Raw genomic sequence first — 24,879 nt, 5'->3', positions numbered from 1 at the left:
GCAAAAACCCCTGGGCCGCAGGGCCTGGACCAGGGGTGGGCCGTGCTCAGCGCACCGCAGGCTGGAAGGCTTCGCTGCGGATGGGTTTCATCAGGAACAGCTTGGCCATCTCGGCGCCGTTGGCGATCCAGTAGGGCAGCTTGCGCAGGGCCTTGAGGGGCGCCGGTGCAGTGCTCTGATCGGCCTTGGTGAGGGCGGCGTTGTTGTCGACAAGGCGCTCCAGCCGCACCCAGAAGCGGGGATTGCGTACATCGAGCACCACCGGGAACACCCGCGCGGAGGTCTCGTTGGTCTTGTCGATCACGTACTTGTCATAGGCGCGGGCATCGAGCCCAAGGGCTTCGTAAAACTCCTTGCGGGCCACGTCGCGCACGTACATGGTGGCGAACACGGCCAGCAGGAAGAAGCGGCACCAGAGCCGAGCCTGCAGACCACGCACCGTGTCGGGCTGGGCCTTCATCAGGGCATCGAAGAAATCGCCGTGACGGTTCTCGTCCTGGCACCAGTTTTCGAAGAAGTTGAAGATCGGGAAGATCTTGCTTTCAGGATTCTCCTGCAGGTGACGGTAAATGGCGATGTAGCGCCAGTAGCCGATCTTCTCGCTGAGGTAGGTGGCGTAGAAGATGAACTTCGGCTTGAAGAAGGTGTAGGCCTTGTTGGCCGTGAGGAATCCGAGGTCGAGCTGGAGGCCGAAGTCGCTCATGGACTTGTTGAGGAAGCCAGCATGGCGGGCTTCATCGCGGGCCATGTGGGCAAAGCATTCCGCCAGCAGGGGGTTCTTCTGCTTGATGCGGCGGCTCAGTTCCTTGTAGAGCAGAAAGCCGGAAAACTCCGAGGTGCAGCTTTGCTCCAGGAACTCAACGAACACCTTGCGGGTTTCGGGGTCAAGCTTCTCAGCCGCGCCATCGAACTCGGCATTGCGCACGAAGTGGTGACGGTTGTAGTCCTTGCGGAACTCCTCGCAGATGGCCTCAAGTTCCACCTCGTTCGGCCGCAGATCCATGGCCGCCATGGCCTCGAAGTCCGTGGTGTAGAAGCGGGGCGTGAGGATCGTGTCCTTGGCCGGATCCTTGATGGCCGGGGCATCCGGGGTGCCGATGGCGGCGCCTGGCGTGGCGCTCGGGTCGGCTACGGCGGTGGGAGGCACCATTCGATGGGCTGCGCAGGGCTTGGCGGCATCGTAGGTGGCCCCGGGATGGGGGCGGCGGGGTTGTAACGCCGATCGGGCAAGCCCGTCGGGTCGGTTCAGTTGGGCCCCAGCCACTTCTGCCCGTTGAGGCGTGACACCACGCGTGACACCAGCAGGGGCAGGGTGACCTTTTTCTCGTCCATCAGAAACGGCTCCACCTGGGATGGTTCGGCCCCGGACTCGGCCACGATCACGGTCTTCGCAGCCGTGAGGCTCTCACTGGTGAAGCAGAGCCAGAAGCGGCGCTGGCCTGGAAGGCTGCCCACCACCATGGAGCAGTCCATGCCGATCACCGGCATCGGCCCCTGCTGGAAGGAGAGCTGGGGCGCCGCCCCCCCGTAGGCCTGGATCTCCTTCTCCAGGGCTGGGATCAGCAGGTTCGGTACGAACGAGCCGAAGGGCTGGTCTTCGGGAGCAGGGGGCTTGGCGGCCGCCTTGGGGGCAGGTTTGGGTTTCGCCGGGGCTGGTTCGGCAGCCGCCGCGACACCCGTCTCGGGGTTGCTGGCCTTATCCACCGACTCACTCGCCGACTCAGGCACCGACTCACGCCTCAATAGTGAAGGTCTGAACTGTAGGGCGATTTCGACGCCATTCAGGCCGCCCTGCCGGCGTGTGCCTGCCGACACTCTTCTGTGTCAATCACCAGTCGTTCTGGAGTGGGCTGCCCCAGTCATCCCCTGACCCGGAGCCTGGTTGCGCGGGCCTGTGGCCCGCTGCAGTAGCTGGCGTTGCCACGACCGCCGCCTCCGTGGAGAAGGCTGAGGCGCCGGCCGTGGCGCGGCGAATCACCCGGAAGGGCACAGCCACGGTGGGAGCAGCTTCGCCGGCGGCCCTGGTGGGGCCCGCTGTTGGGCTGTCCCGGGTCGGCGGCGGTGCAGGGTCTGGGGTGCTCCGTGGGGCGCCTCTGCGGGGGTCACCTGCCGCGTCGGCCTCAGGCCAGGGGCTGCCGCCGCGACCCATTCCCCGTTCCAGAGGCTGCCGCACTTGCCGTTGCAGGGGGCGGCGGGGGGCGGCGGCCAGGGCCAGGCCGGTGCCGAGGGCACTGAGGCCGGCCCCGGCGCTGGCCGCCACGATCACCCACACCCCGATCGGCAGGGTCGGCGAGGTCCAGATCAGCAGGCGCAGGGCCACCGCAGGCCTGGGGTTGAAGGCGCCGATCAGCAGGGCGGCCAGCAGCGGGGCGAGCAGAGGAAGCAGCAGCAGCTGGCGCAGCAGGGGGGTCAAGGCTCAGACCTGGGAAGGGATCCCGCCGGGCCGTGGTTCCAGCGGCGTCAATCCCCGCACCGGGCCCTGCCAGCGCTGCAGATCACCCAGGTCGAAGCCCAGCACGTCGAACACCCGGATCACCAGGAAATCCACCATGTCCTCAATTGTTCTGGGCTGCTGGTACCAGGCCGGCACGGGCGGGGCGATCCTGGCGCCGGCCTCGGCGAGGGCGGTGAGGTTGCGCAGATGCACGAGGTTCCAGGGGGTCTCGCGGGGGCAGATCACCAGGGGCCGCCCCTCCTTGAGATGCACATCGGCCGCCCTCTCCACGAGATCGAGGGCGACCCCGGAGGCGATCCGGCCCACGGTGCCCATCGAGGCCGGCAGGATCACCATGCCCTTGGTGCGGTAACTGCCGCTGGCGATGCCCGCGGCCTGGTCGTTCCAGCGATGGCAGCGCAGGCTGCCGCTGAGGCAGCCGGTCTGCTGGCGCCAGAACTGCTCCTGGGCCTCTGGTTCACTCGGCACCCGCAGGCCCAGTTCCGCCTGCCATACCCCGATCGCGCCGCGGCTGGTGACCATCTCCACCCTTTCGCCGGCCTGGAGCAGCAACTGCAGGGCTCGTTGGGCCAGGGGCTGGGCGGAGGCCCCGGAGACGGCCAGCACGACGGGATCCATGGATCAGGCCTCGCTCAGCACAGCGACCGGGGTGAAGGGGTCGATCTCGGGATCTGCGACCGCCCCGGCATCAAGTCCGTCGGGGTCGATGGTCTGGAGCCTGCCCTGGTCGCTGTCCCCCTCGCAGGGGACGTCGTCTTCCGTTACCGGAACGGCGAGATCGATCTGGTGGCGCAGGGCATCCACTTTCTGGATCTCCACCTCAACGGCGTCGCCCAGCAAGTAGGTGCGGCGGTTCTTGCGCCCCACCAGCCGGTTCTGGCGGGAGCGGTATTCGTACCAGTCATCCTTGAGGGAACTCACGTGCACCAGGCCCTCCACCTGGGAGGGGGGCACTTCCACGAAGAAGCCGTAGCTCTGCACGCCGCTGATCACCCCTGGCAACACCTGGCCCACGAGGGGCTCGGCCTGGCGCGCCTGGGCCATGGCCAGCAGATCCGCCTCGAATTCCACAAGGAAACGCCGATGGCCGTTGAGGCGCTGCACCAGCCCCTGGTCCTGCGCCTGCTGAAAGGGAGCCAGGGCACTGTTGGGCAGCAGGGCCCAGTCGATGGCTCCGTGGCAGGCATCGGAGGCCAGGTCCACGCCGATCTTGTGGCGCACGCTGGGACGGTCCTTGCCTTCGCTGAGCAGAAGGGCCAGCAGATGCTGGTTCCAGATGTCGGCGTAGTGCAAGGTGGGGCAGCACCAGGGGGCCAGGGCCGCCGGCCTGCCATCGCGCTCCTCTTCAGGCAGCCCGGCCACGGCATGGGCCCCGGGCTGTTCTGAGAGGCTCACCGGCTTGAGCACGCTCCGCAGCTGTTGCTGCAGAGGACGGCAGCGGTCGGTGGTGGCGAAAGCGGCCGCGAGTTCGGCCCCGCTGGCGTGGCCCTCCTCACCGAGTTCGAGGGGAATGTCCAGGGCCAGGGCTGCCCGGGCCACGTCGTTGAGATCACTGGCCTCAGGAGGCGGATTCAGGGCATAGATGGCGGGCAGGTTCAGGGTGCTGAGGTGGTTGCCCAGGGCCATCTCGGCCACCAGGAAGGCCTCCCGCAGGATCGCTGAGGGGTGGTGGGCCGGCAGTTCCACGAACCAGCCCTGGCCGCCGCCTTCCGGTGGAGGGACGGCCAGGTCGGCCAGGCTCTCGATCAGGGGCATGGACAGCTTGAGATCGATGGAGCCCTGGGCGAGCCGGCGCTGGCGGAGCTGCGTGGTGAGCCCCACCAAGGCTTCCAGCTGGCTCAAGTGGTCTTTGATCGGTTTCAGGGCGGCCGGGGTGGTGCGGCCCTTGGGCTTGCGCTCCGCCAGCGCCTCCAGCGCCTCGGCTCCTACCGAGGCGACGGGTTTCACCAGGCTCCTGCAGAAGCGGTAGTGCTCCAGCACGCCCTCCGGGCTTATCTCCAGAGCCACTGAGAGTGCCGCCTGGCTGTCGCCCAGCTTCCAGGCGGTGGCCTTGATCAGGGCCGGGCTGAGCAGGGGGAACCACTGGCGGCCGGCGCAGAGGGCGTCGGCCTGCTCCCTCAGCCAGACGTCGAGGCTGCCGTTGGCGCTGAGCCGCTCCGCCACGGCTGGGGTGTGGATCCACAGAGTCCAGCCTCCCTGCCGTTCTTCCAGGGCCACGGCGGCCAGCTCAGGGGCGCTGCGCCCCTGCCAGCCATTGATCAGCAGGCAGGGCTGGGCGCTGAGATCGGTGCGCTCCTTGGCGGCAAGGCTTTTCAGCGCCGTGCGGGGCGCCGTGGAGCGGTTGTTGAGCCGGTGCTTGGTGAGCAGCAGGTCGAGGTCGGCGGCTTCGCCCCCCCGGATCGGCAGGCGGCGGGCCACATGGCCCTGGGGGGAGAACTGGGCCACGGGGTAGCGATCAATCGCCACCTCCACCACGGAGTTCTGCTCGGGATCGAGATAGCTGGAATCGGCAGCCGGCAGCGTGACGGTGGTCAGCAGGCGGTCGTCGAGGGGGAGGGCCACCAGCCGCTCGTTCTGCTCCTCCACCTGGGCCAGCATCGAGGTGGTCTGACGGGACAGGATGCAGCGCACGCCCCCCTCCGGGGAGCGGCGCCTGCCCCCCTCCCGGGTCACCTGCACCAGCACCCGGTCGCCGTTCCAGGCGTGGTTGAGCTCGTGGTCGCGGATGTAGATGTCCTCACCGCCGTCCTCCCGCAGCGCAAAACAGAACCCCTTGCTGGAGCAGCGCAGCCGGGCGGGAATCAGCTCGGGCGTGTCGCAGCGCTGCAGCCCCTCCTCGGCCTGCTGCAGCACCCCCAGCTTCACCAGGGCGTCCACGCCGATCTGGAGCATGGCTTTGTCGGTGGAGCTGCTCAGGCCAAGGGCCTTCTCCACTTTGGTGATCGGCAGCGGCTCTCCGGCGGGGAGCTGGTCGAGCAGGTCGGCGACCGAGAACTTCATCAATTCAGCAGCTGGGTGGCGGGGTCCGCCGGGGGTCAGCCCAGGGGGCCGGCGGCGGCGTGGGGAGGTGGTGAACAGGGCTCGGAGCGATGCCCACGTCCACCGACTTCCGTTCGGTCAGCGCCGACTCTAGGCAGCCGGGTGGGCGGGGGCACAGCGCTGCCGGTTGGTCGCCCCCCTGAAGCGCCCCTCAGGGACCCGCCTCCTGCTCGCTTGGCGGCCCCTCGGCCTCAGCCGCCAAGGCTGGATCTGAGCTGCCCTGGGAGTTGGTCGGGGAGGACTCCTCGGCCCCTCCAGCCATCAGCAGCAGGCGAATGCCCAGCACCAGAAAACCCACCGAGGCCGCGAGCTGCAGGGTGTCGGTGGGGATCACGGCCGAGAGCGAGCCGCCGGCCCCGGCCCCCAGCAGGCTGGCCAGCACCAGGGCGCAGGAGCTGCCGGCGAACACCGCCCCTGGCCGCGGCGAGGTGCCGCTGATCGTCACGATCGCGAGCTGGGTCTTGTCGCCGAGTTCGGCGAGAAACACGGTGACAAACGTGGAGGCCAGCAGGGCAAGGTCCATGACGCTTCAGGAGAGGGGGGGCAGGCTCGGAGCGGGCGCCACCAGGTGGAGCACCGCCTGACGCCCCAGCCACAGCCCCAGGGCCACCATCAGCCCGCCGGCCAGCCGCTCCAGTTGCTGGGCAGGCATCACCCGGGCCAGCCAGCGGCCCAGCAACACCCCCACCAGGCTGGAGCAGATCAGAGCCAGGGAGGCGCCCAGGAACACCTGCAGCGGGCGGCCCGACTGGGCCGAGAGCAACAGGGCGGCCAGCTGGGTCTTGTCGCCCAGCTCGGCCAGGAACACAGTGGTGAAGGTGGTGATGAAGGCCACCCCCCAGCTGCTCCGTTCGGCCGCGGAATGAGCGCTGCTCTGGCTGTCGCTGCTCATGGCCGCCGGCGGATCGCCCGCTGAAATCGACGCATCACCTTGTCACGCCCGCCGTACTCCGAGCGGATCTGTTCCAGGCAACAGGCGATGGCCAGGGGGCCCGGTTCCGGCTGGGCCGTGCTGTCAGCAGCTGAGCAGGCGTCAGGGGCCGCCATCAGCTCACCAAAGAGGGGCACCAGGGCACTCACATGGCAGAAATCAGGCCGGTCCGCGTAGATGCGGCAACGACGCCCGCCCGTGTCGTAGTGGATGCACCAGCCATCGGCGCCCACCATGGCCAGATAGCGGGTCTGCTGCTCGGGGCTGAGGGCGGCGATGGCCTCGGGCCTAAGGGAGGGATCGAGCCGGCAACAGGCGCCGCAGCCCTGGATGCACTGCCAGTGCTGCTGCTGCCGTGATGCCATGGCTTGCCTGGATGGGCATCGCCAACGGAGTAGCCCCTCTGGAACCTATGACAACCCGTCACAGACCCCTGGGGTGCCAATAGGCCCCAGAGCAGGCCGACTAACATCGCCCACATTCATCCACCAGCGCCGGCCGCCATGGGCATCGACTTTCACCTGATTGCCAACTTCGGCGCCCTGGCTCTGATCACTCTGGCCGGCCCCGCCGTCATCTTCATCCTCTTCTACCGCCGCGGCGCGCTCTGAACGGCCTGCTTGTTCTCGCCGTCCAGGTCGGCGAGGGCGTGGTAGATCGGCCTGGACTCCAGCCTGCGGCCCGCATAGGCCCCCACCACGGCGCTGAGCAGGATGCCGAACAGCAGTTGCTGGTCGCCGGCCAGCCGCAGTGAAAACAGCACCGTCATCATCGGCAGCTGGGTTGCACCGGCCAGGCCTGCGGCCATGCCGAGGGCCACACCCACCTGGGCACTGGATCCCAGGATGGCCAGCACACCGCTGCCGAACACGGCGCCGATGGTGAGGGCGGGATCGATCAGGCCGCCGGGCACTCCGGCGCCCAGGGCCAGCAGCGGGGCCACCAGCCGTGAGGCCAGCACCAGGATCCAGCCCACCAGACCGAGGGGTGAGCCCGGAACCGGCAGCGGTCCGCGCTCCACCAGCAGCTGGCCCATCAGGGCCTCGCCATCGCCGCCGCTCCAGCCGCCACTACCGAGGGCCAGCAGGGCCAACCCGGCCCCGAGCGCCAGGCCCCATCGCCAGGGCTGGCTGCGCACCCGCGGCTGCAGCCAGCCACTGCTGAACAGCAGCAGGCGCGCGAACAGGCCGCCGAGGAGGCCGCCTCCCACCCCGATCGGCACGGCCAGGGCCAGCTGCTGCCACTCCGGCATGGCGATGCCCAGCAGCCCCAGGGGGAAGAGCGGGATGCCGCTGAGATTGCTGACCAGGGCCGCTGCCGAGCAGGCCACCAGGGCTGGCCACACCAGGGAGCTGCTGTAGCGGCCGGTGAGCTCCTCCATCACGAACAGGGTGCCCATCAACGGGCTGTTGAAGCCCCCGGCCAGGCCGGCGCCAGCCCCGATGGCCATCAGGTCGCGGCTCGGTACCCCCTTGAACAGGCGCGGAAAGCGCCGCTGCAGAAACTCGGCCACGGCGGCACCGAGGTGCACCACGGGGCCCTCGCGCCCCAGGGGCATCAGCGCCAGGCTGGCGGCTGTCCAGAGCCCGATGCGAGCCACGGTGGGGCTGGCTCCCAGCAGCTGCTCGGCCCGCTCGGGGTGCTCCAGGCTGCGCAGGGTCTGGGGGATGCCCGAGCCCGCGCCATGGGCCAGGCGCCGAGCCTGCAGGGCCAGCAGCACGGGCATCACCAGCAGGGGCGCCGCCGCGATGGCGATGGAGAGGGGCGTCCAGCCTGAGCCGGTGAAGGCCGGCAGCTGCTTCTGCAGAAAGGCCTGGGCCGTGTCCACCAGATTCAGGGGCAGGCAGGTCAGCCCCACGGCCACCCCCACCAGGATCAACCGGGCCAGGCTGCCCAGGTCGTGGCGGTGCAGGGGCAGGCGGGACATCAGGCGGCGAGACCGAGGGCCAGGGCCGCATCCTGCAGCAGGGCTCGGAGATAGGGGTGTTCGGGCGTGGCGCTGCTGTGCAGTTCCTCCCCGGCGGCGTTGCGCACCACCAGGCCGTCACCCTGGCGGCGGCACCAGTAGGTGCGCTGGCAGCGCTGCAGGCGCACCTCCCCCTGGCTCTCGGGGTCGTCGCAGCCCCTCAGGCCCACCAGTTCCAGTTGGAGCCGCTCCTGGCCCTGCCAGCGATCCAGCCGCAGCCGGTAGGCCACATCCACCCAGGCGGGCAGGTCGGCCGATCCCTGCCAGCGCCAGCCCATGGCGCGCAGGCTGCGGTCGCCCTGGCGCAGCTCCAGCTGCAGGTGGCCGCCCCGCAGCAGCTTCTGCTGGCTGACGCGGCAGGCCGAGCTCCAGTACACCGGCTGGGGATGGCCGATGCCGAAGGGCTCCAGCCGTTGCTGCTGGTGCAGGAAGTCGCGGTCGATCTGCTCCAGGCGCAGCAGCACCTCCGGCTCCACCGGATGGCCGCCGCCCTGGACCTCCAGCCAGGCGCCGGCCAGGCCGTTGAGCCGCTCCTGCAGGGCTGCCACGTGCTCGGCGCGCACCGTGAAGCCGCCTGCGGCGGGGTGGCCGCCATGGCGCTCGAGCAGGTCGGCGCAGTGGGTGAGGGCCTGGTCCACCGCAAAGCCCCGCGGGGCCCGCACCGAGGCCCGCAGTTTGCCGCCACCCTCGCCGGCCAGCAGGGCCGCCGGCAGGCCGAGCCGCTCCACCAGCCGGGCGGCCACGATGCCGATCACGCCGTGGTGCCAGTGGCCCTGGGCCAGCAGCACAAAGGGGCTGCGCTGGGGGCCGTCGGCCTCCAGCAGGGCCAGGGCTTCGGCTTCGATCGCCTCGCAGAGTTCACGCCTCTGGCGGTTGAGCGCCTCGCACTGCCGCGCCAGTTCCAGGGCCTGCTGCCCGTCCTCGGTGGTGAGCAGTTCCACCACCAGGGCGGGGTCGCCCAGGCGACCGACGGCATTGATGCGCGGGGCGATCTGGAAGCCCACGGCCTGGGCATCGAGGGGCGCCTCCTCCACCCCGGCCAGCCGCTGCAGGGCCTGCAGCCCCGCCAGGGGCGAGCGGCGCAGGTGCGGCAGGCCATCCAGCAGCCAGCGGCGGTTCACGCCGTTGAGGGGCGCCATGTCGGCGATGGTGCCGATGCAGAACAGGTCGCGGGCCATCTGCAGGGCATCGGGGCGCCGCAGCGCCTCACACAGGGCCGCCGCCAGGACGTAGGCCAGCCCCACCCCCGCCAGGCCCCGGAACGGGGAGTCCTCCGGAGTGCGCTGGGGGTGCAGCAGCGCCAGATAGGGCGGCACTTCGGCCGGGATCGTGTGGTGGTCGGTCACGATCACCTCCACCCCCAACTCCCGGGCCCGCAGCAAGGCCGCCGCCGCCGCGATGCCGTTGTCCACGGTCACCAGCAGCGTCACCCCCTGGCCCGCCAGCCGCCCCACCATGGCGGGATTGAGGCCGTAGCCCTCCTCCAGGCGGCTGGGGATGGCGGCCAGCGGCTGGGCTCCGAGTCGCTTGAACACCCCGAGCAGCAGGGCGGTGCTGGTCATGCCGTCGGCGTCGTAGTCGCCGCAGATCGCCACCGCCTCGCCCTGGCGGCAGGCCTGCTGCAACCGTTCCAAGGCCTTGGCCAGATCCGGAAAGTGCTCGAGTGCTGGTGGTGCGGCGGGAGGCTCCAGCAGGGCCGCGATGGCCGCGCTCGTTCGGTGGCCGCGGCGGGCCAGCAGCGCCAGCAGCGGCGCTGGCAGGGGCGCCATCCCTGGCGGATTGAGCTGGGCCAGGGTCTGGGGATCGGCCAGCTCCCCCAGGGGGGTGGGCAGGTGCCAGCGTTGCTCGTCGAGCGGGGGCAGCAACGGGGCCATCGGCGTGGTTGGGAGCCATTCTGGTGGGCACCCGGCGCTTCCCCCTGGCTCGATGGCCCTGCGTGCCCTGCTCTGGGATGTGGACGGCACCCTGGCCGAAACCGAGCGCGACGGCCACCGCGTGGCCTTCAACCGGGCCTTCGCGGAGGCCGGGCTGCCGCTGCACTGGCAGGAGCACGACTACGGCCGCTGGCTCGAGATCAGCGGTGGCCACGAGCGGCTGCGGGCCGCCCTCACGGAGCTGGAGGGCGAGCCCCCTCTGCCGGAGCGGGTGCGGGCTCTGCAGGCCTGCAAGCAGCGCCACTACCGCAGCCTCCTGGCCGCCGGTGGCCTGGGCCTGCGCCCCGGTGTGGCGGATCTGGTGGCGGAGGCCCGGGCCGCCGGCCTGGTGCAGGCCATCGTGACCACCAGCGGCCGCCAGGCCCTGCAGGGCCTGGAGCGGCAGTTGCTGGGACCCCTGGGTCCGGCCTTCAGCCTGCGCCTCTGCGGTGAGGACGTGGCGCGCAAGAAGCCCGATCCCGAGGCCTATCAACGGGCCGTGACGGCCCTGGGCTGGCCGGCCGCCGAACTGCTGGCCATCGAGGATTCCCCCCAGGGACTGGCGGCGGCGGCGGCGGCAGGGGTGCCCTGCCTGCTCACCCTCAGCCACTACAGCCGCCCCCTGCCCCTGGAGCGCTTCGCGGCGGCCCGGGCCGTGGTGGATGGTCTCGGCGGCGACCCCGTGGTGCAGCGCGGGCCGCCTTGCCAGGCTGGGCGGATCACGCTCTCCTATCTGCAGAGCCTGCTCTGAGATCCCACCCCTTGCAGCCGACCCGTTTCAACCGGTTCAGTGTGGGCCTGGCCCAGGGACTGCTCAGCAGCCTGCGCGGCAACTGGCGTCACCGCAGCGTGGTGCTGCTGGCCCTGTTGCTCGGCTTCTATGCCGGTGGCAACCTCACCAGCTACCTGCTGCTGTTCTTCCCCGGCGGGCGGCCGATGGCCGTGCTGACGCTGGTGCTGCTGCTGGAGCTGGTGGTGCGCTTGCGGGGCCGGCTGGTGCAGGAGCGTCCCGGGCTGGGCTGGGTGGTGCTGGACAACCTGCGCATCGGCCTGGTGTATGCCGTGGTGCTGGAGGCCTTCAAGCTCGGCACCTGATGGATCCCTGGCTGCAACGGCACTGCGGCATCGCCGATCTGGAGGCGTGGCGCCGGCTCTGGCCCGCCGAGGCTCTGGCGGCCCTGCCGATCCAGGCCAGCCTGGCCGACGCCTTCGCCCTGCCCCTGCTGGCTCGGCTAAGGCTGCGGGTGGGCCAGGGGGCCCGGCCGATCCTGGCCCTCAACGGCCCGGTGGGGGCCGGCAAGACCAGCCTGGGGCGGGCCCTGCTGCAGCTGGCGCCCCGCTTCGGGCTGCGGCTGGGGGTGGCCTCGATCGACGACTACTACCTGCCCTGGCCGCAGCGCCAGCGGGCCATGGCCGGCAATCCCTTCGGCGTCAGCCGGGTGCCGCCAGGCAGCCACGACCTTCCCCTGCTGGCCGAGAGCCTGGAGGGCTGGGCGGCGGGGGAGCCCTGGCGACTGCCCCGCTTCGACAAGCGCCTGCGCGGCGGTGAGGGTGACCGCGCCGGCATGGACAGCGTGGCCTGCGAGGCCGTGCTGCTGGAGGGCTGGCTGCTGGGTTGCAAGCCGCTCGGCGCCGCCGTGCTGGAGCGAGCTCAGCTGGAACCAGGCTCTGACGGAGCACCGGCACTCACGGCTGCGGAGCAGGCCTGGCTGCCCCACTGGGATCAGGCCCTGGAGGCCTACCAGCCCCTCTGGCGGCGCTTTGAGGAGCTGTGGCTGCTGCGGCCGCTGCACTGGAGCCTGCCCAGACGCTGGCGCCTGCAGGCCGAAGCCCGCCAACGGAGGAGCCGCCGCGATCCGGGGGAGGGCTGGCTGAACGGTGAGGCCCTGAATCGTCTGGTGCGCGCCAGCCTCTGCAGCCTGCCCCCCGGCCTCTATCAGGAACCGCTCGCCTCACAGCCCGGCACGGTTGCAGCCCTGCTCGATGGCCGGCGCCGTTGTCTTCGGTGCACGGCCGCAGCTGAACCCGGCGGGGTTCAGTCCTCGGACTCTTCTTCGCTGTCCATCGGGTAGACGAAGCCCTGGGCGCGGCCGCTCAGCACGGCCTTGCCGATCGAGAGGGCCTTGCCGGCAGCGGTGGCCGCCTTGGCTTTCCAGTGGGCGTGGCGCTGGTTGCGCTTGCCCTTCGATGTTTTCTTCTTGGGGACAGCCATCCCAGATCTCTCACTACCAAACAAGGATCCTCCGCTGCCGTCTTGCCTTTCGTCAAATCGCTAAAGTCGTGTGAAAGCCGGACCCCCGTGAGCAAGAGCCCGACTCCGGCTGCTGCAGGCGCTTCTGATCCCGAGACCACCGCCGCGCCAAAGCCAGGCTCCTCCTCTGCTGCGACCCCCGTTCCAGAGGCTGACCTGGCGCCGGCCCAGACCGCAGTGCCCTCCTACAGCGGCCTGCTGGCCGACCTGCGCGAGGGCAGGGTGCAGGAGCTGGTGCTCTCGCCCCGACGCCGCGATGTGTCAGTGACCTTCAAGGACGGCAGGGAAGCGCGGGTGCCTGTGTTCAGCAACGACCAGCTGCTGCTGAACACCGCCGCAGCAGCCAATGTGCCCCTCACCGTGCGCGATGACCGCGCTGAGATGGCCACGGCCTCCTTCCTCTCCAACGGCTTGCTGGTGGTCTTGCTGGTGGGGGCCCTGGTGCTGATGCTGCGCCGCGGCTCCAAGGTGGCCAACCGGGCCATGGGGTTCGGGGCCAGCAAGCCCAGAGTCCAGCCCGAGAACACCGTGCAGGTGCGCTTTGAGGACGTGGCCGGGATCACCGAGGCCAAGGAGGAGCTGCAGGAAGTGGTGACCTTCCTCAAGGCACCGGAGCGCTACACCGCCATCGGCGCCCGCATCCCCAAGGGGGTGCTGCTGATCGGGCCACCGGGCACCGGCAAGACCCTGCTGGCTCGCGCCATCGCCGGCGAGGCGGGGGTGCCCTTCTTCTCGATGGCGGCCTCGGAGTTCGTGGAGATGTTCGTGGGGGTGGGGGCCAGCCGGGTGCGGGACCTGTTCCGCAAGGCCAAGGCCAAGGCGCCCTGCATCATCTTCATTGACGAGATCGACGCGGTGGGCCGCCAGCGGGGCGCCGGTATCGGCGGCGGCAACGACGAGCGAGAGCAGACCCTCAACCAGCTGCTCACCGAAATGGACGGTTTCGAGGAGAACTCAGGCGTGATTCTGGTGGCCGCCACCAACCGGGCCGATGTGCTCGACCGGGCCCTGATGCGCCCCGGCCGCTTTGATCGGCGCGTCACCGTGGATCTGCCCGACCGCCGCGGGCGGGAGGAGATTCTCGCCGTGCATGCCCGCACCCGCCCCCTGGCCGAGGGGGTGTCCCTGGCCAGCTGGGCCAGCCGCACGCCGGGTTTCTCCGGTGCCGATCTCTCCAACCTGCTCAACGAGGCGGCGATTCTCACGGCCCGGCGCCGGCTGAGTGCCATCGATGACCAGGCCCTCAGCGATGCCCTGGAGCGCATCACCATGGGCCTGGCGGTGGCCCCGCTGCAGGATTCCGCCAAGAAGCGCCTGATCGCCTACCACGAAGTGGGCCATGCCCTGCTCACCAGCGTGGTGCCCCATGCCGACAGGCTGGACAAGGTGACCCTGTTGCCCAGGGCCGGCGGCGTCGGCGGTTTTGCCCGCACGATGCCGGATGAGGAGGTGCTCGATTCCGGGCTGATCAGCAAGGCTTACCTCCAGGCCCGCATGGTGGTGGCCATGGGCGGCCGGGCCGCCGAGCTGGTGGTGTTCGGGCCCAGCGAGGTGACCCAGGGCGCCGTCGGTGACCTGGAACTGGTGGCCCGCATCGGCCGCGAGATGGTGACCCTCTACGGATTCTCCAGCCTGGGACCCCAGGCCCTCGAGGGCAGCGGGGCCGAGGTGTTCCTGGGGCGCGACTGGCTGCGCTCGGAACCGCCCTACTCCCAGGACACCAGCACCCGCATCGATGAGCAGGTGCGCGAGCTGGCCCGCCGGGCCCTGGCGCAGGCTGTGGCAGAGCTGAGACCCCGCCGTGCCCTGATGGACACGCTGGTGAACAGGCTGATCGCCGAGGAGACCATCGACGGCGACAGCTTCCGCAGCCTGCTGGAGGCCGATGCCCAGGCCTCAGCCGGCCAGGCCACCGCTGAAGCGGATGTCGAGGCTGCGCAGGTAGGTGTGTAGGCCGGCGTCCTGGATCGGCAGCAGCCGCGCCATGCGCCCGCTCTCGTTGGTGTGGGCGTGCCAGTGGCCCGGCGGCGTCACGAAGGCGGCACCGGGCTCCCAGATCGAGCGGCTGGGATTGCGGATCGTGCCGTCCTCGTTGAGCTCGGTGCCCACCAGGGTGTAGCAGCCCGGATCGCAGTCGATCACCAGATCCAGGGCCACCGACTGGTGCCGGTGGGGCCGCTGTGCCGTGGCCGCCGGCACCACGCCGAGCATGGCCCAGAGGGTGTGGGTGGCGGTGCGGCTGGTGGGGCAGTCGGCGTTGGCCAGCAGCAGGCTGAGGCGGTTGCTGCGGGCCGAGCTGGGATCGGCGAGCAGGGCCTGCAGATCCCGCTCCAGCATCGCGGCCGGGAAGTGGGTGGCCTCAAAGCGCGGCGTGGTGGGCTCGGCGCCGAGGAAGCGCAGCAGGGGAGCGTCGTGCACCCAGTAGAGAACGCTGTCGCAGCTGGCCTGCAGCAGGGGGGCATCGCCGCTGGGCAGGGTGATCACATCCCCCTGCTGCCAGCTGAGGCTGCGGCCGCCCCAGTGCAGCTCACCCTCGCCGTGCAGCACGTAGAAGAGGGCGCTGGTGGCGGCGGCGGCGGCCTTGAGGCCCTCGCCCGCCAGGATGCGCAGGAAGTTGGCCGAGAGGGCGGGGCTGGTGGCCGGACCGCTGCAGCCCAGGGTGGCGCTGATGTCCAGGGGAATCACGCCGGTGGGGCCTGAGCGGTGCACCTCCGGCCCCCAGTGATGGTCGGGGATGGGCTCGGTGAGGCCGCGGCGGATCGGATTGGCGGCTTGGCGGTAGTCGAAGGTCTGGGCTTTCTCCTGCCAGCGGCAGGCGTCTGGGGTGCTGGCCGCGGGGGCCGTGGAAGAGCTCAGGGGCTGCAGGGGAACCTGGGTCATGGGATGGGCCGGGTAGGCGCTCCGCCGGCTTCGCGGGGAAGGGCGGAAACGTTGCGTTCAGTGACGTTATTCAGGAGCAATCCCGACTGCCTGGCTGCCACCACGGCTACGGGCCGGGCGCTTCGGCTCAGCCGCCGGCCACGGCCGGCACGATCGACACCTCGTCGCCGTCCTTGAGGGCGGTGGTCTGGTTCTCGAGGAAGCGGATGTCCTCGCTGTTCACGTAGATGTTGAGGAAGCGGCGCAGCTTGCCGTTTTCATCGCAGAGACGGGCCTTGAGGCCTGGGAAGCGGCCCTCGAGGGCCTCGATCAGGCCGTCAACGCTGGAGGCCTCCAGCTCCACGCTGGCCTCCTCGCCGGTGAATTTCTGCAGGGGGGTGGGGATCAGAACCTGGATGCCCATGGGGGGAAGCGGGGGGACGGGAGGAGGTAAATGACCTGGCTGAAGCACAGCGAGGCGTGGGGCCGGAACCTTCGGGTTGCCCTGCTCGGGGCGGGAACCTTCAAGCTGCGTGGCTGGCCTGGGCCTGCTGCCAGGCCGCCTTGAAGGTGTCGAGCTGGGCTTCGATGGTGTAGGGCTCGCCGATCACGTCGGCCACGGCCTCGGTGGTCTTGAGGCCGTTGCCGGTGATGTAGGCCACGGTGGTTTCATCGGGATTGATCTTGCCCTGCTCCGCCAGCTTCCTGAGCACGGCGATGGTGGTGCCACCGGCGGTTTCGGTGAACACGCCCTCGGTTTCGGCCAGCAGCTTGATGCCCTCGATGATCTCGGCGTCGCTCACGGCGGCGATGGTGCCCTGGGTGCGGTTGGCGATGTCGATGGCGTAGGGGCCATCGGCCGGATTGCCGATGGCGATCGACTTGGCGATGGTGTTCGGTTTCACCGGCGTGATGAAGTCCCGTCCGGCGGCGAAGGCCTGGGCGATGGGGCTGCAGCCCTCGGCCTGGGCGCCGCTGAAGCGCACCGCTTTTTCGTCCACCAGGCCCACCTTGATGAACTCATCAAAGCCCTTGCGGATCTTGGTGAACAGGGAGCCCGAGGCCAGGGGCGCCACGATGTGATCGGGGAGCTGCCAGCCGAGCTGCTCGATCACCTCGTAGCCGAGGGTCTTGGAGCCCTCCGAGTAGTAGGGGCGCAGGTTGATGTTCACGAAGCCCCAGCCGAAGGTGTTGGCCACCTCGGAGCAGAGGCGGTTCACCTGGTCGTAGTTGCCGTGCACCGCCATCAGGGTGGGGTTGTAGATCAGGGTGCCGAGCACCTTGCCCAGCTCCAGATCACTGGGGATGAACACACAGCACTCGAGGCCGGCGTGGGCGGCGATGGCGGCTGTGGAGTTGGCCAGATTGCCGGTGGAGGCGCAGCTCACCGTCTTGAAGCCCAGCTCCTTGGCGCGGGTGAGGGCCACGGACACCACCCGATCCTTGAAGGAGAGCGTCGGCATGTTGACGCCGTCGTTCTTGATGTAGAGGCTCTTGAGGCCGAGCCGCCTGGCCAGGTTGTTGGCCTTGAGCAGCGGCGTGAAGCCCGTGCCCACGTCGATCGGGTCGCCCTCGATCGGCAGGAAGTCGCGGTAGCGCCAGATCGAGGCGGGGCCGGCCTCGATCGTGGCCCGGCTCACTTTGTTGCGGATCGCCTCGTAGTCGTACACCACCTCAAGGGGCCCGAAGCAGACGTCTTCACAGACGTGGCGGGCGCCGGCTTCATAGGCGTGGCCGCATTCCTTGCAGCGCAGACCGGTGAAGGTGGAGCGGGAGAGGGTGGCCGTCACAGCGATCGCCCGTTGTTGATGTGGCACCCTAACAGCGCCTTCCAGGGGCTCGTTTTAATGCCGACTTTCAGGATCGGGATTGATTCAAGGGCCTAGACCTTGCGGCTGCCTCGTCGGGGCTTGTCGCTTTGAGCAGGCTGCCTAGCCTCAGCCCGTGACCCGTTCCGACCGCCCAGCACCCCGCGGCCGCCTCCCGTGGCGGATCGGCCTGCCGTTGCTGCTGCTGGCCGCCGGCCTCGCTGCGGTGCTGGCCTCCCGGCTCTGGGTGGAGTGGAGCTGGTTCTCCCAGTTCTCGCTCGACTCGGTGCTGCTGCGCCGCTGGGGCCTGCAGCTGCTCGGCCTCGCTCTGGGCCTGGGCCTCACGGCCCTGCTGCAGGGCTGGCTGCTGTGGTTCTGGCGTCTGCCTGGCGCCCCCAGGGGGCGTCTGCCCCTGCCGACGCTCCCCTACGGCCTGCTGCTGCTTGTGCTTCTGGCGGGCGGTCTGGTTCCCCTGGCCCTGGTCTGGGGCCTGGCGGCCCGGCTGGCCTTTCAGCCCTTCGACCCGCAGCGCCTGCACGGTCTGATCGGCCTGGCGGGGCTCAGCCCCGGCCCGATGCTGCTGGTGGCGGTGGTGGCCGCTGTGCTGCTGGGCTTCCGGCCCGAGGCGGGCGCACGGCTGCTGCACGCCGCCCTGGGACTCGGGCTGGCCCTGGTGCTGGGGCGGGGCTGGGGCCTCTGGAGCCTTGCGGTGGTGGCTGAGCCCAGCGGCATCCGGGAGCCGCTGCTGGGCGCCGACGTGAGCTTCGTGCTGCTGCGCTTCCCCGCCCTGGCCCTGGCGCTCACCCTGGCCCTGGCCCTGGTGCTGGCCAGCCTCTGCCTGGCGCTCTGGGGCCTGCTGGCGCGGGGCTCCCAGCTCAGCGATGGCCGCTTTGCGGGTTTCAGCCCGCCCCAGCTGCTGGCCCTGCGGGCGCCCCTGGCCCTGCTGGCGCTGCTGATCGCCCTGGCCTTCTGGCTGGGCCGCCACCAGCTGCTGCTCAGCACCACCGGCAGCGTGCCGGGGGCTGGCTGGCTGGATGTGCACCTGGCCCTGCCCCTGCGCACCGCCGCCGCCGTCGTGGCTCTGCTGCTGGCGGTGGTGCTGTTGGTGCCGCTGGCCCGGGAAGGGCGGCGGGCTCCGCTGGCCCTGGGCCTGGCGCTGCTGCTGCCCCTGCTGCCCCTGGCCGATGGACTGCTCAGCCCCCTGCTCCAGAACCTGCTGGTGAACCCCCAGGAGCTGGAGCGGGAGCTGCCTTACTTGGCCCGCTCGATCGGGGCCACCCGCCGGGCCTTCCAGCTCGATGGCATGACGATCGTGGATCGGGTGCCCAACGCCCGGCTCAGCCGCCAGGACCTCACGGCCGGCGAGGCCACCCTCAGCAACGTGCGCCTCTGGGACAGCGAACCGCTGCTGGCCACCAACCGCCAGCTGCAGCAGCTGCGGGTGTACTACCGCTTCTCAGAGCCGGTGGTGGATCGCTACCGGCTGCGCTCCCAGGGGGGGCTGGGACGCCAGCAGGTGTTCATGGCGGCCCGGGAACTCGACCAGGGAGCCCTGCCCAGCACCGCCCGCACCTGGCTGAACCGCCACCTGGTGTTCACCCACGGCAACGGCTTCACGCTCTCGCCGGTGAACACCAGTGGCCCCGAGGGCCTGCCCGACTTCTTCATCTCAGATCTTGGCCCCTCCACCAAGGTGGAGGGCAACAGCCAGCTGGGCATCACCAAGGCCGAGGTGCAGCAGGTGGTGCCCACCCAGGACCCCTTCCTCTACTTCGGTGCCCTGCCCTCCCCCTATGCACTGGCTCCGACGGCGGTGCAGGAGTTCAACTATCCCCAGGGGGACGAGAACTTCTACATCCACTACAGCGGCGGTGCCGGGGTGCCCCTGGCCAAGCGCTGGCAGCGGCTGGCGGCGGCGATCTATCTGAGTGAGCCCAAGCTGCTGGTGGGTGGTGAGCTCACCGACGACACCCGCCTGCTGCTGCACCGCGAGGTGCGGGACCGGCTGCGCACGGCGGCTCCGTTCGTGCGCTTTGAGGCCGACCCCTACCTGGTGTCGGTTCAGGTGGATGGCTCACCACCGTTCAGCGCCGATCAGCACCAGTACTGGATTGTGGATGGCTTCACCACCAGTGCCTTCTACCCCTATAGCGCCGCCGTGCCGGGCCGGCCTGAACTGCGCTACGCCCGCAACGCGGTGAAGGCGGTGGTGGATGCCTTCACCGGCCAGATGGTGCTCTACGTGGCGGAGCCCGCCGACCCGCTGATCCGCAGCTGGCAGAAGCTGTTTCCGGAGCTGTTCCAGCCGATCACGGCGATGCCCGCGGCGATCCGGGAGCACATCATGTATCCCCGCTGGCAGTTCGAGGTGCAGACCACCCAGCTGCTCCGCTACCACGTGACCGATCCACGCATCTTCTACAGCGGCGACGACGTGTGGCAGGTGCCCAAGGAGCTCTACGGCGAGGAACAGGTGCGGGTGGAGCCCTTCCACGCCAGTGCCCAGCTGCCGGGGGAGAAGGAGCCGGAGTTTCTGCTGCTGCAGCCCCTCACCCCCCTGGCCCGCCCCAACCTGGTGGGCTGGCTGGCGGCCCGGAGTGATGCCCCCCACTACGGCGAACTCACCCTGCTGCGCTTCCCCAGCCAGCTGCCCATCTACGGACCGGAGCAGGTGCAGGCCCTGATCAACCAGAACCCGCGCATCAGCCAGCAGTTCGGCCTCTGGGACCGGGCCGGTTCCAAGGTGATCCAGGGCAACCTGCTGGTGGTGCCGATCGGCGAGGGTCTGCTCTACGTGGAGCCGGTGTACCTGCAGGCCCGGGCCGGCGGCCTGCCCACCCTCACCAGGGTGGTGGTGAGCGACAGCTCCCGGATTGCGATGGAGGCCAGCCTCAGCGAAGCCCTCGAGGCCTTGCTCGATCCCGGTCGCTCCACGGCGGCCACGGACGTGCAGCCTGCGGTTTGAGCCGCGGCCATGGCCCTGGCGCGTTCAGCAGGCAGAAGGTGCCGCTGAACGAATCAGACGGAAGGTGAGGTTGATGCGCTCCCGCGTCAGGCACCGGCGCTGGGGCACCTGGTGCAGCCACTTCTCCTGGGTGGGGGGATCCATGAGCAGCAGATCTCCATGGCCAAGCTCGTAGGCCAGGGGCTTGCCTGTGAAGCGGCCAGGGGCCTTGGGCTTGAGGCGAAAGCTGCGGGGAGCCCCGAAGCTCAGGGACGCGATCGGCGCCCGGGGATCGAGCTCCGGCTCGTCATCGGCATGCCAGCCCATCGCGTCGCGACCATCGCGGTAGCGGTTCAGCAGCAGGGAGTTGAAGCGGCAGCCCGCCTCGGTCTGTACCCGCTGCCGCAGCTGCTGCAGCAGTGGCGACCAGGGCTCGATCGGGTTGGCAACACCGCTGTACGTGTAGGAACAGCCGGGATCTCCCACCCAGCAGGTGAGGCGGGGCAGGGGGTGGTTGCGGCTGAAGAGGGTGATGGATTCCTGCTTCCAGGGCACCTCACGCTGGAGGCTTCCCATCCAGCCGTCTGCCTCGCCTCCGGCCCAGCAGGGCCAGAAGCGCAGGGTCAGGCCTGGTAACTCCTGCAGTTGTGGAGTAGCTCCAGGGGAGGGGTCAAAGAAGTCCAGCTGGGCGGTCATCGCGGCTCGCTCCAAGCCGGGATCATCGGCGACGAAGCACACAAAAAAGGGGGCCTGCGCCCCCTCCATAGTTTGGACCCGCCTTGGCGGGTCCTGGGTGACGGCAGTGATCAGGCGGGCACGGCCACCTTGGGCTCCAGTTCGCCCTTGGCGTAGAGAGCGGCGTAGTAGTTGATGTCGCGCTGCTTGATCTTGCTGGCGTTGCCGGCGCACCAGAACTGCTGGTAGCGGTCGAGGCAGACCTGCTTCATGTAGGCCCGGGCGGGCTTGTTGAAGTGGCGGGGATCGAAGTTGGAGGGATCCTTGGCGGCCGCTTCCCGAACCGCAGCGGTGAAGGCCAGGCGGTTGTCGGTGTCGATGTTGATCTTGCGCACACCGTTGCGGATGCCTTCCTGGATCTCCTCCACGGGCACGCCGTAGGTCTCGGGGATGGCGCCGCCGTATTTGTTGATCATGTCGAGCCACTCCTGGGGAACCGAGGAGGAGCCATGCATCACCAGGTGGGTGTTGGGCAGAGCCTTGTGGATCTCAGCGATGCGGCTGATGGCCAGCACCTCGCCCGTGGGCTTGCGGGTGAACTTGTAGGCACCGTGGCTGGTGCCGATGGCGATCGCCAGGGCGTCCACCTTGGTCTTGGCCACGAAGTCGGCGGCTTCGGCGGGATCGGTGAGCAGCTGCTCCTTGGAGAGGGCACCCTCGAAGCCGTGGCCGTCCTCGGCCTCGCCCTTACCGGTTTCGAGGGAGCCGAGGCAGCCCAGCTCGCCCTCCACGCTCACGCCGATGGCGTGGGCCACGTCCACCACCTCTTTGGTGACGCGCACGTTGTACTCATAGGAGGCGGGCGTCTTGGCGTCGGCTTCCAGGGAACCATCCATCATCACCGAGGTGAAGCCGTTGGCCGCGGCGCCAAAGCAGGTGGCGGGGCTGTTGCCGTGGTCCTGGTGCATCACCACCGGGATGTCCGGATAGGTTTCGGTGGCGGCCAGGATCAGGTGGCGCAGAAAAGCCTCACCGGCATAGGAGCGGGCACCCCGGGACGCCTGCAGGATCACGGGGCTGTCGGTTTCATAGGCCGCCTCCATGATCGATTGCACCTGCTCCAGGTTGTTCACGTTGAACGCAGGAATGCCGTAACCGTTCTCGGCGGCGTGATCAAGCAGCAGCCGAAGCGGAACCAACGCCATGGGAAACCTCGCGATAGGAGACGGAACTGGGGCGGAGTCTAGGTGATGCCCCCCGCGGCTTTGGCTCCTGGCGTGGTATGCCGGGCGACTCAGTCGATCAGCTGCTGGCGGCGCAGGGCCTGCAGGCTGAACTCGCTCTGCTTGGCGGCGCGGCGGGCGGCCTCGGCCTGACGGGCCAGCTGACGGGCGGTGGTGATGGACATGGACGGAGCTCCCGATCGAGCGGATCGCGGTGGGTGGAGCGCTGCTGCCCGTGGGAGGCAGGACCGGGCGAACCCCGGGTCAACGCCCTTAAAGCGTAGCGGTTGCTACCGAATGTTGGCGCTTGCTGGGGTCGGTGCCCGTGGCGCTCAGTGGCCCCGGCGGGCCTCATCGCAGCAGCGCTGGCTGCTCGCGGCCTCGGCCAGCCCTGGCACCATCGGTCGCCCCTCCCGCACCGCCTGGCTCCACCAGCCATGCAGGCGGGCCACCGGCGCGATGCGGCCGTCCTCCCAGCTGCGCGGAAAGGCCAGGGCTGGATCGGGCTCGAGCCGGCGCAGGGGCTCCCCGGCCTGGGAGCACCAGAGCTGGAAGCCGTGCACGTAGTCAGCCTGGTTGTCGGAGCCCAGCACGGCCGTGCCCTGGCGGCCGTAGAGCTCCAGCCAGCAGCCGCGGCCGCGGCGGGCCACCGAGGAAAGGGCCACCTGGGCGGGCACGATCCGGCCATCGGCCGCCTCCAGCTCCAGCTGCACCAGGGCAACGTCTTCGGCGTCCACGGCGGCCAGCCGGCCGCTGCCATCGGGCAGGGGGCGTTCGCCGATGGCGGTGCTGAGCTGGCCGTGCACCCGCCGGCCCGGACCCACCAACCACTGCAGCATGTCGAAGGCATGGGTGCCGAGGGCCCCCAGCACCCCTCCGCCGGCCTCGGCCTGGGAATACCAGCTCCACGGCCTGGAGGCATCGGCCCGGCTGCCCATCAGCCAGTCGAGCTTCACCAGCACCAGATCGCCCAGCTCACCGCTGCGCAGCAGGGCGTCCAGCTGCTGGAACTGGGGCACGGCCCGGTATTCAAAATCCACCGCCACCGTGAGCCGCCGGGCCAGGGCCAGCCGCTGCAGCTCCTCCACCTGGCTGGCGTCGAGGGCCACCGGCTTTTCGAGCATCAGGTGCTTTCCAGCCTCCAGCGCCTGCTGGGCCAGGGCAAAGCGGGGTCCTGGCGGCGTGGCGATCACCACCGCCTCCACCCTGGGATTGGCCAGCAGGGCGGCAAAGTCGCTGTGGCCGGGCAGCTCCTGCTCGCCGCAGACGCGGTCCAGCCGCTCCTGGCGGGGGTGCCAGAGGGCCACCGGTTCAGTGCCGGCACAGGCCCGCAGGGCCGGCAGGTGCACGCTCGCGCCGAAGCCGAGGCCGGCCACGGCCACGCCCAGGGGGCGCTGGGAGAGGGTGGCGGGGCTCACGGCCATCGGAGCAGGGAGAAGGGATTCAGGCAGCCTGCAGCAGCACCGCACCGGCCTGGCAGCTCTCGGCGATCACCGAGCTGATCAGGTCGTCGCCGGCGGCGGGCTGCCACTCGGAGCCGAACTGGGGCAGGCCATTGATTGAGGTGTCCCGGTAGAGCTTCTGGCCGCAGTCCACCTCCATCACATAGAGATCTCCCATGCGGGGCTGGTCAGAGTCGCTGGCGGCCTGAAAACGGCTCAGCACCGAAAGGTTGCCGCCACGGCTGCGGCGCAGGCTGCCGGCATCCCACCACTGGCGCCCCTCGTCCGTTGCTGGCACCTCGTGCCAGTCCACCGATCCGGCAGCGGCCGGTGCCACGTCCAGCCCCCGTCCCAGCTCCAGGCCCGGCAACGGTGCCAGCAGCAGCAGGGCCAGCACCAGGCCAGCGAACAGCGACCACAACGACTGGCGCGGGCTCATGGGGTGGCTCCTGCCGTCACCTGTTCGCGGCAGCCATGCAGGCGCAGCAGCTCCGCCAGGGTGGCCCGGAAGTCGGGACGCGCGACGATCGCATCCACGAAGCCATGGTCCTGGAGGTATTCGGCGGTCTGGAAGTCGTCAGGCAGCTTTTCGCGCAGGGTCTGCTCGATCACCCGCCGCCCGGCAAAGCCGATCAGGGCCTTGGGCTCCGCCAGGATCAGGTCTCCCAGCATGGCGAAGCTGGCCGTCACCCCTCCGGTGGTGGGATGGGTGAGCAGGGGGATGTAGAGCAGTTCAGCGGCCCGGTGGCGCTGCAGGGCGCCGGACACCTTGGCCATCTGCATCAGGCTGAGCATGCCCTCCTGCATGCGCGCCCCGCCGGAGGCGCACACGATCAGCAGCGGGTAGCGCCGGGCTGTGGCCGTTTCGATCAGACGGGTGAGTTTTTCCCCCACCACCGAGCCCATCGATCCGCCCATGAAGCGGAAGTCCATCACGCCGAGGGCGAGCGGCAGGTCGTTGCTGCGGCACAGACCGGTGACCACGGCATCGCGCAGGCCGGTGTTCTGCTGGCAGTCGCGCAGCCGGTCGGTGTAGCTGCGCCGGTCCTTGAAGGCCAGGGGGTCGGTGGGGGCCACGTCGGCATCGAGCTGCTCGAAGCTGCCCGGATCGGCAATCAGGCGGATCCGCTCCTCGCTGTCGATGCGGTGGTGGTGGCCGCAGCCCTTGCAGACACTGGCATTGGCGATCAGGTCCTTGCGGTACACCACCAGGCCACAGTCCGGGCACTTGCTCCAGAGGCCATCGCCCTCCTCCGGCTCCTGGGTGACGCGCACCACCGGCGGTGGCTTGCGGCGATCGGCGAACCAGTCGAACAGGGACATCGGCGCAGGGCGAGACGCATCGGGCTGGAAGAACCATTTAAGGCGCTTGT

At 69.9% G+C, this 24,879-nt stretch carries 25 protein-coding genes; 6 read left to right on the top strand and 19 right to left on the bottom strand.

Translation table 11 applies throughout. The annotated features are described in order from the left end of the window. Window positions 1-46: 46 nt before the first annotated feature. From acsF to ACWJIO_RS03615, 8 genes are all read right to left on the bottom strand, one after another. Complete coding sequence (gene acsF, locus ACWJIO_RS03650; protein ID WP_480311433.1) at window positions 47-1,150, bottom strand: magnesium-protoporphyrin IX monomethyl ester (oxidative) cyclase; 1,104 nt, start codon at window positions 1,148-1,150, stop codon at window positions 47-49. A 95-nt stretch (window positions 1,151-1,245) separates the two neighbouring features. Further along, entirely contained in the window at window positions 1,246-1,704 is a 459-nt protein-coding gene (locus ACWJIO_RS03645; protein ID WP_480311532.1) for a DUF2996 domain-containing protein, read from the bottom strand. A gap of 124 nt (window positions 1,705-1,828) precedes the next feature. Then, on the bottom strand, window positions 1,829-2,413 hold the full coding sequence (locus tag ACWJIO_RS03640) for a hypothetical protein (RefSeq protein WP_480311432.1): 585 nt from the start codon (window positions 2,411-2,413) through the stop codon (window positions 1,829-1,831). Between the two features lie 3 nt (window positions 2,414-2,416). Further along, entirely contained in the window at window positions 2,417-3,073 is a 657-nt protein-coding gene (locus tag ACWJIO_RS03635) for a flavin prenyltransferase UbiX (RefSeq protein ID WP_480311431.1), read from the bottom strand. Window positions 3,074-3,076: 3 nt separating this feature from the next. Continuing rightward, the gene (locus tag ACWJIO_RS03630) at window positions 3,077-5,455 is read right to left on the bottom strand and encodes an RNB domain-containing ribonuclease (RefSeq protein ID WP_480311430.1); all 2,379 of its coding nucleotides are present in this window, start codon (window positions 5,453-5,455) and stop codon (window positions 3,077-3,079) included. A 190-nt stretch (window positions 5,456-5,645) separates the two neighbouring features. After that, a complete protein-coding gene (locus ACWJIO_RS03625; protein WP_480311428.1) occupies window positions 5,646-6,017 on the bottom strand; it encodes a TMEM165/GDT1 family protein in 372 nt (123 codons plus the stop codon). Between the two features lie 6 nt (window positions 6,018-6,023). Further along, the gene (locus tag ACWJIO_RS03620; protein WP_480311427.1) at window positions 6,024-6,386 is read right to left on the bottom strand and encodes a TMEM165/GDT1 family protein; all 363 of its coding nucleotides are present in this window, start codon (window positions 6,384-6,386) and stop codon (window positions 6,024-6,026) included. After that, window positions 6,383-6,790, bottom strand: coding sequence for a YkgJ family cysteine cluster protein (locus ACWJIO_RS03615; protein ID WP_480311425.1), 408 nt, complete (start codon window positions 6,788-6,790; stop codon window positions 6,383-6,385). The genes ACWJIO_RS03620 and ACWJIO_RS03615 overlap by 4 nt, the downstream gene beginning before the upstream one ends. A gap of 138 nt (window positions 6,791-6,928) precedes the next feature. On the opposite strand from ACWJIO_RS03615, the gene psb30 reads away from it, so the two are divergent. Continuing rightward, window positions 6,929-7,036 carry a photosystem II reaction center protein Ycf12/Psb30 gene (gene psb30 / locus ACWJIO_RS03610; protein ID WP_006041509.1) on the top strand — a complete coding sequence of 36 codons (108 nt, stop codon included), beginning with the start codon at window positions 6,929-6,931 and terminating at the stop codon, window positions 7,034-7,036. Here the strand turns inward: psb30 and ACWJIO_RS03605 are convergent. Continuing rightward, on the bottom strand, window positions 7,015-8,352 hold the full coding sequence (locus ACWJIO_RS03605) for a chloride channel protein (RefSeq protein WP_480311423.1): 1,338 nt from the start codon (window positions 8,350-8,352) through the stop codon (window positions 7,015-7,017). The genes psb30 and ACWJIO_RS03605 overlap by 22 nt on opposite strands. After that, entirely contained in the window at window positions 8,352-10,265 is a 1,914-nt protein-coding gene (recJ, locus tag ACWJIO_RS03600; protein ID WP_480311422.1) for a single-stranded-DNA-specific exonuclease RecJ, read from the bottom strand. The genes ACWJIO_RS03605 and recJ overlap by 1 nt, the downstream gene beginning before the upstream one ends. 52 nt (window positions 10,266-10,317) lie before the next feature. Here recJ and ACWJIO_RS03595 point away from each other — a divergent pair, with 52 nt between their 5' ends. The 3 genes from ACWJIO_RS03595 to ACWJIO_RS03585 are packed head-to-tail and all read left to right on the top strand — an operon-like array spanning window position 10,318 to window position 12,376. Next, window positions 10,318-11,055, top strand: coding sequence for an HAD-IA family hydrolase (locus ACWJIO_RS03595; protein ID WP_480311421.1), 738 nt, complete (start codon window positions 10,318-10,320; stop codon window positions 11,053-11,055). Window positions 11,056-11,066: 11 nt separating this feature from the next. Further along, window positions 11,067-11,399: a DUF565 domain-containing protein gene (locus tag ACWJIO_RS03590; RefSeq protein ID WP_480311419.1), complete on the top strand. Its 333-nt coding sequence runs from the start codon at window positions 11,067-11,069 to the stop codon at window positions 11,397-11,399. Beyond that, a complete protein-coding gene (locus ACWJIO_RS03585) occupies window positions 11,399-12,376 on the top strand; it encodes a hypothetical protein (RefSeq protein ID WP_480311418.1) in 978 nt (325 codons plus the stop codon). The genes ACWJIO_RS03590 and ACWJIO_RS03585 overlap by 1 nt, the downstream gene beginning before the upstream one ends. On the opposite strand, the gene rpmF is transcribed toward ACWJIO_RS03585, so the two are convergent. Then, on the bottom strand, window positions 12,340-12,516 hold the full coding sequence (gene rpmF, locus ACWJIO_RS03580) for a 50S ribosomal protein L32 (protein ID WP_186699359.1): 177 nt from the start codon (window positions 12,514-12,516) through the stop codon (window positions 12,340-12,342). The genes ACWJIO_RS03585 and rpmF overlap by 37 nt on opposite strands. Before the next feature lie 216 nt (window positions 12,517-12,732). Here rpmF and ftsH point away from each other — a divergent pair, with 216 nt between their 5' ends. Then, entirely contained in the window at window positions 12,733-14,508 is a 1,776-nt protein-coding gene (gene ftsH / locus ACWJIO_RS03575) for an ATP-dependent zinc metalloprotease FtsH (protein WP_480311416.1), read from the top strand. On the opposite strand, the gene ACWJIO_RS03570 is transcribed toward ftsH, so the two are convergent. From ACWJIO_RS03570 to thrC, 3 genes are all read right to left on the bottom strand, one after another. Then, on the bottom strand, window positions 14,452-15,435 hold the full coding sequence (locus tag ACWJIO_RS03570; protein WP_480311415.1) for a cupin domain-containing protein: 984 nt from the start codon (window positions 15,433-15,435) through the stop codon (window positions 14,452-14,454). The two genes, ftsH and ACWJIO_RS03570, sit on opposite strands and share 57 nt — an antisense overlap. Before the next feature lie 127 nt (window positions 15,436-15,562). After that, a complete protein-coding gene (locus ACWJIO_RS03565; protein WP_480311413.1) occupies window positions 15,563-15,838 on the bottom strand; it encodes a MoaD/ThiS family protein in 276 nt (91 codons plus the stop codon). 100 nt (window positions 15,839-15,938) lie between these two features. Beyond that, on the bottom strand, window positions 15,939-17,204 hold the full coding sequence (gene thrC / locus ACWJIO_RS03560; protein WP_480311531.1) for a threonine synthase: 1,266 nt from the start codon (window positions 17,202-17,204) through the stop codon (window positions 15,939-15,941). Between the two features lie 154 nt (window positions 17,205-17,358). Between thrC and ACWJIO_RS03555 the strand changes: the two genes are divergently transcribed. After that, window positions 17,359-20,187, top strand: a complete 2,829-nt coding sequence (locus ACWJIO_RS03555; protein WP_480311412.1) for a UPF0182 family protein — start codon at window positions 17,359-17,361, stop codon at window positions 20,185-20,187. Between the two features lie 24 nt (window positions 20,188-20,211). On the opposite strand, the gene ACWJIO_RS03550 is transcribed toward ACWJIO_RS03555, so the two are convergent. From ACWJIO_RS03550 to accD, 5 genes are all read right to left on the bottom strand, one after another. After that, entirely contained in the window at window positions 20,212-20,862 is a 651-nt protein-coding gene (locus tag ACWJIO_RS03550) for an alpha-ketoglutarate-dependent dioxygenase AlkB family protein (protein WP_480311410.1), read from the bottom strand. Window positions 20,863-20,972: 110 nt separating this feature from the next. Further along, window positions 20,973-22,046: a class II fructose-bisphosphate aldolase gene (gene fba, locus ACWJIO_RS03545; RefSeq protein WP_480311409.1), complete on the bottom strand. Its 1,074-nt coding sequence runs from the start codon at window positions 22,044-22,046 to the stop codon at window positions 20,973-20,975. A 350-nt stretch (window positions 22,047-22,396) separates the two neighbouring features. After that, complete coding sequence (locus ACWJIO_RS03540) at window positions 22,397-23,488, bottom strand: Gfo/Idh/MocA family protein (RefSeq protein WP_480311408.1); 1,092 nt, start codon at window positions 23,486-23,488, stop codon at window positions 22,397-22,399. 19 nt (window positions 23,489-23,507) lie between these two features. Continuing rightward, window positions 23,508-23,945 carry a hypothetical protein gene (locus tag ACWJIO_RS03535; protein WP_480311407.1) on the bottom strand — a complete coding sequence of 146 codons (438 nt, stop codon included), beginning with the start codon at window positions 23,943-23,945 and terminating at the stop codon, window positions 23,508-23,510. Beyond that, window positions 23,942-24,829 carry an acetyl-CoA carboxylase, carboxyltransferase subunit beta gene (accD, locus tag ACWJIO_RS03530; RefSeq protein ID WP_480311406.1) on the bottom strand — a complete coding sequence of 296 codons (888 nt, stop codon included), beginning with the start codon at window positions 24,827-24,829 and terminating at the stop codon, window positions 23,942-23,944. The genes ACWJIO_RS03535 and accD overlap by 4 nt, the downstream gene beginning before the upstream one ends. Between the last annotated feature and the right edge of the window lie 50 nt (window positions 24,830-24,879).

It is taken from the genome of Paraciimarium castrense LEGE 11436 (genome assembly GCF_056633055.1).
The sequence above is the reverse complement of the archived record's forward strand: the minus strand, read 5'-3'. Positions and strand labels throughout refer to the sequence as shown.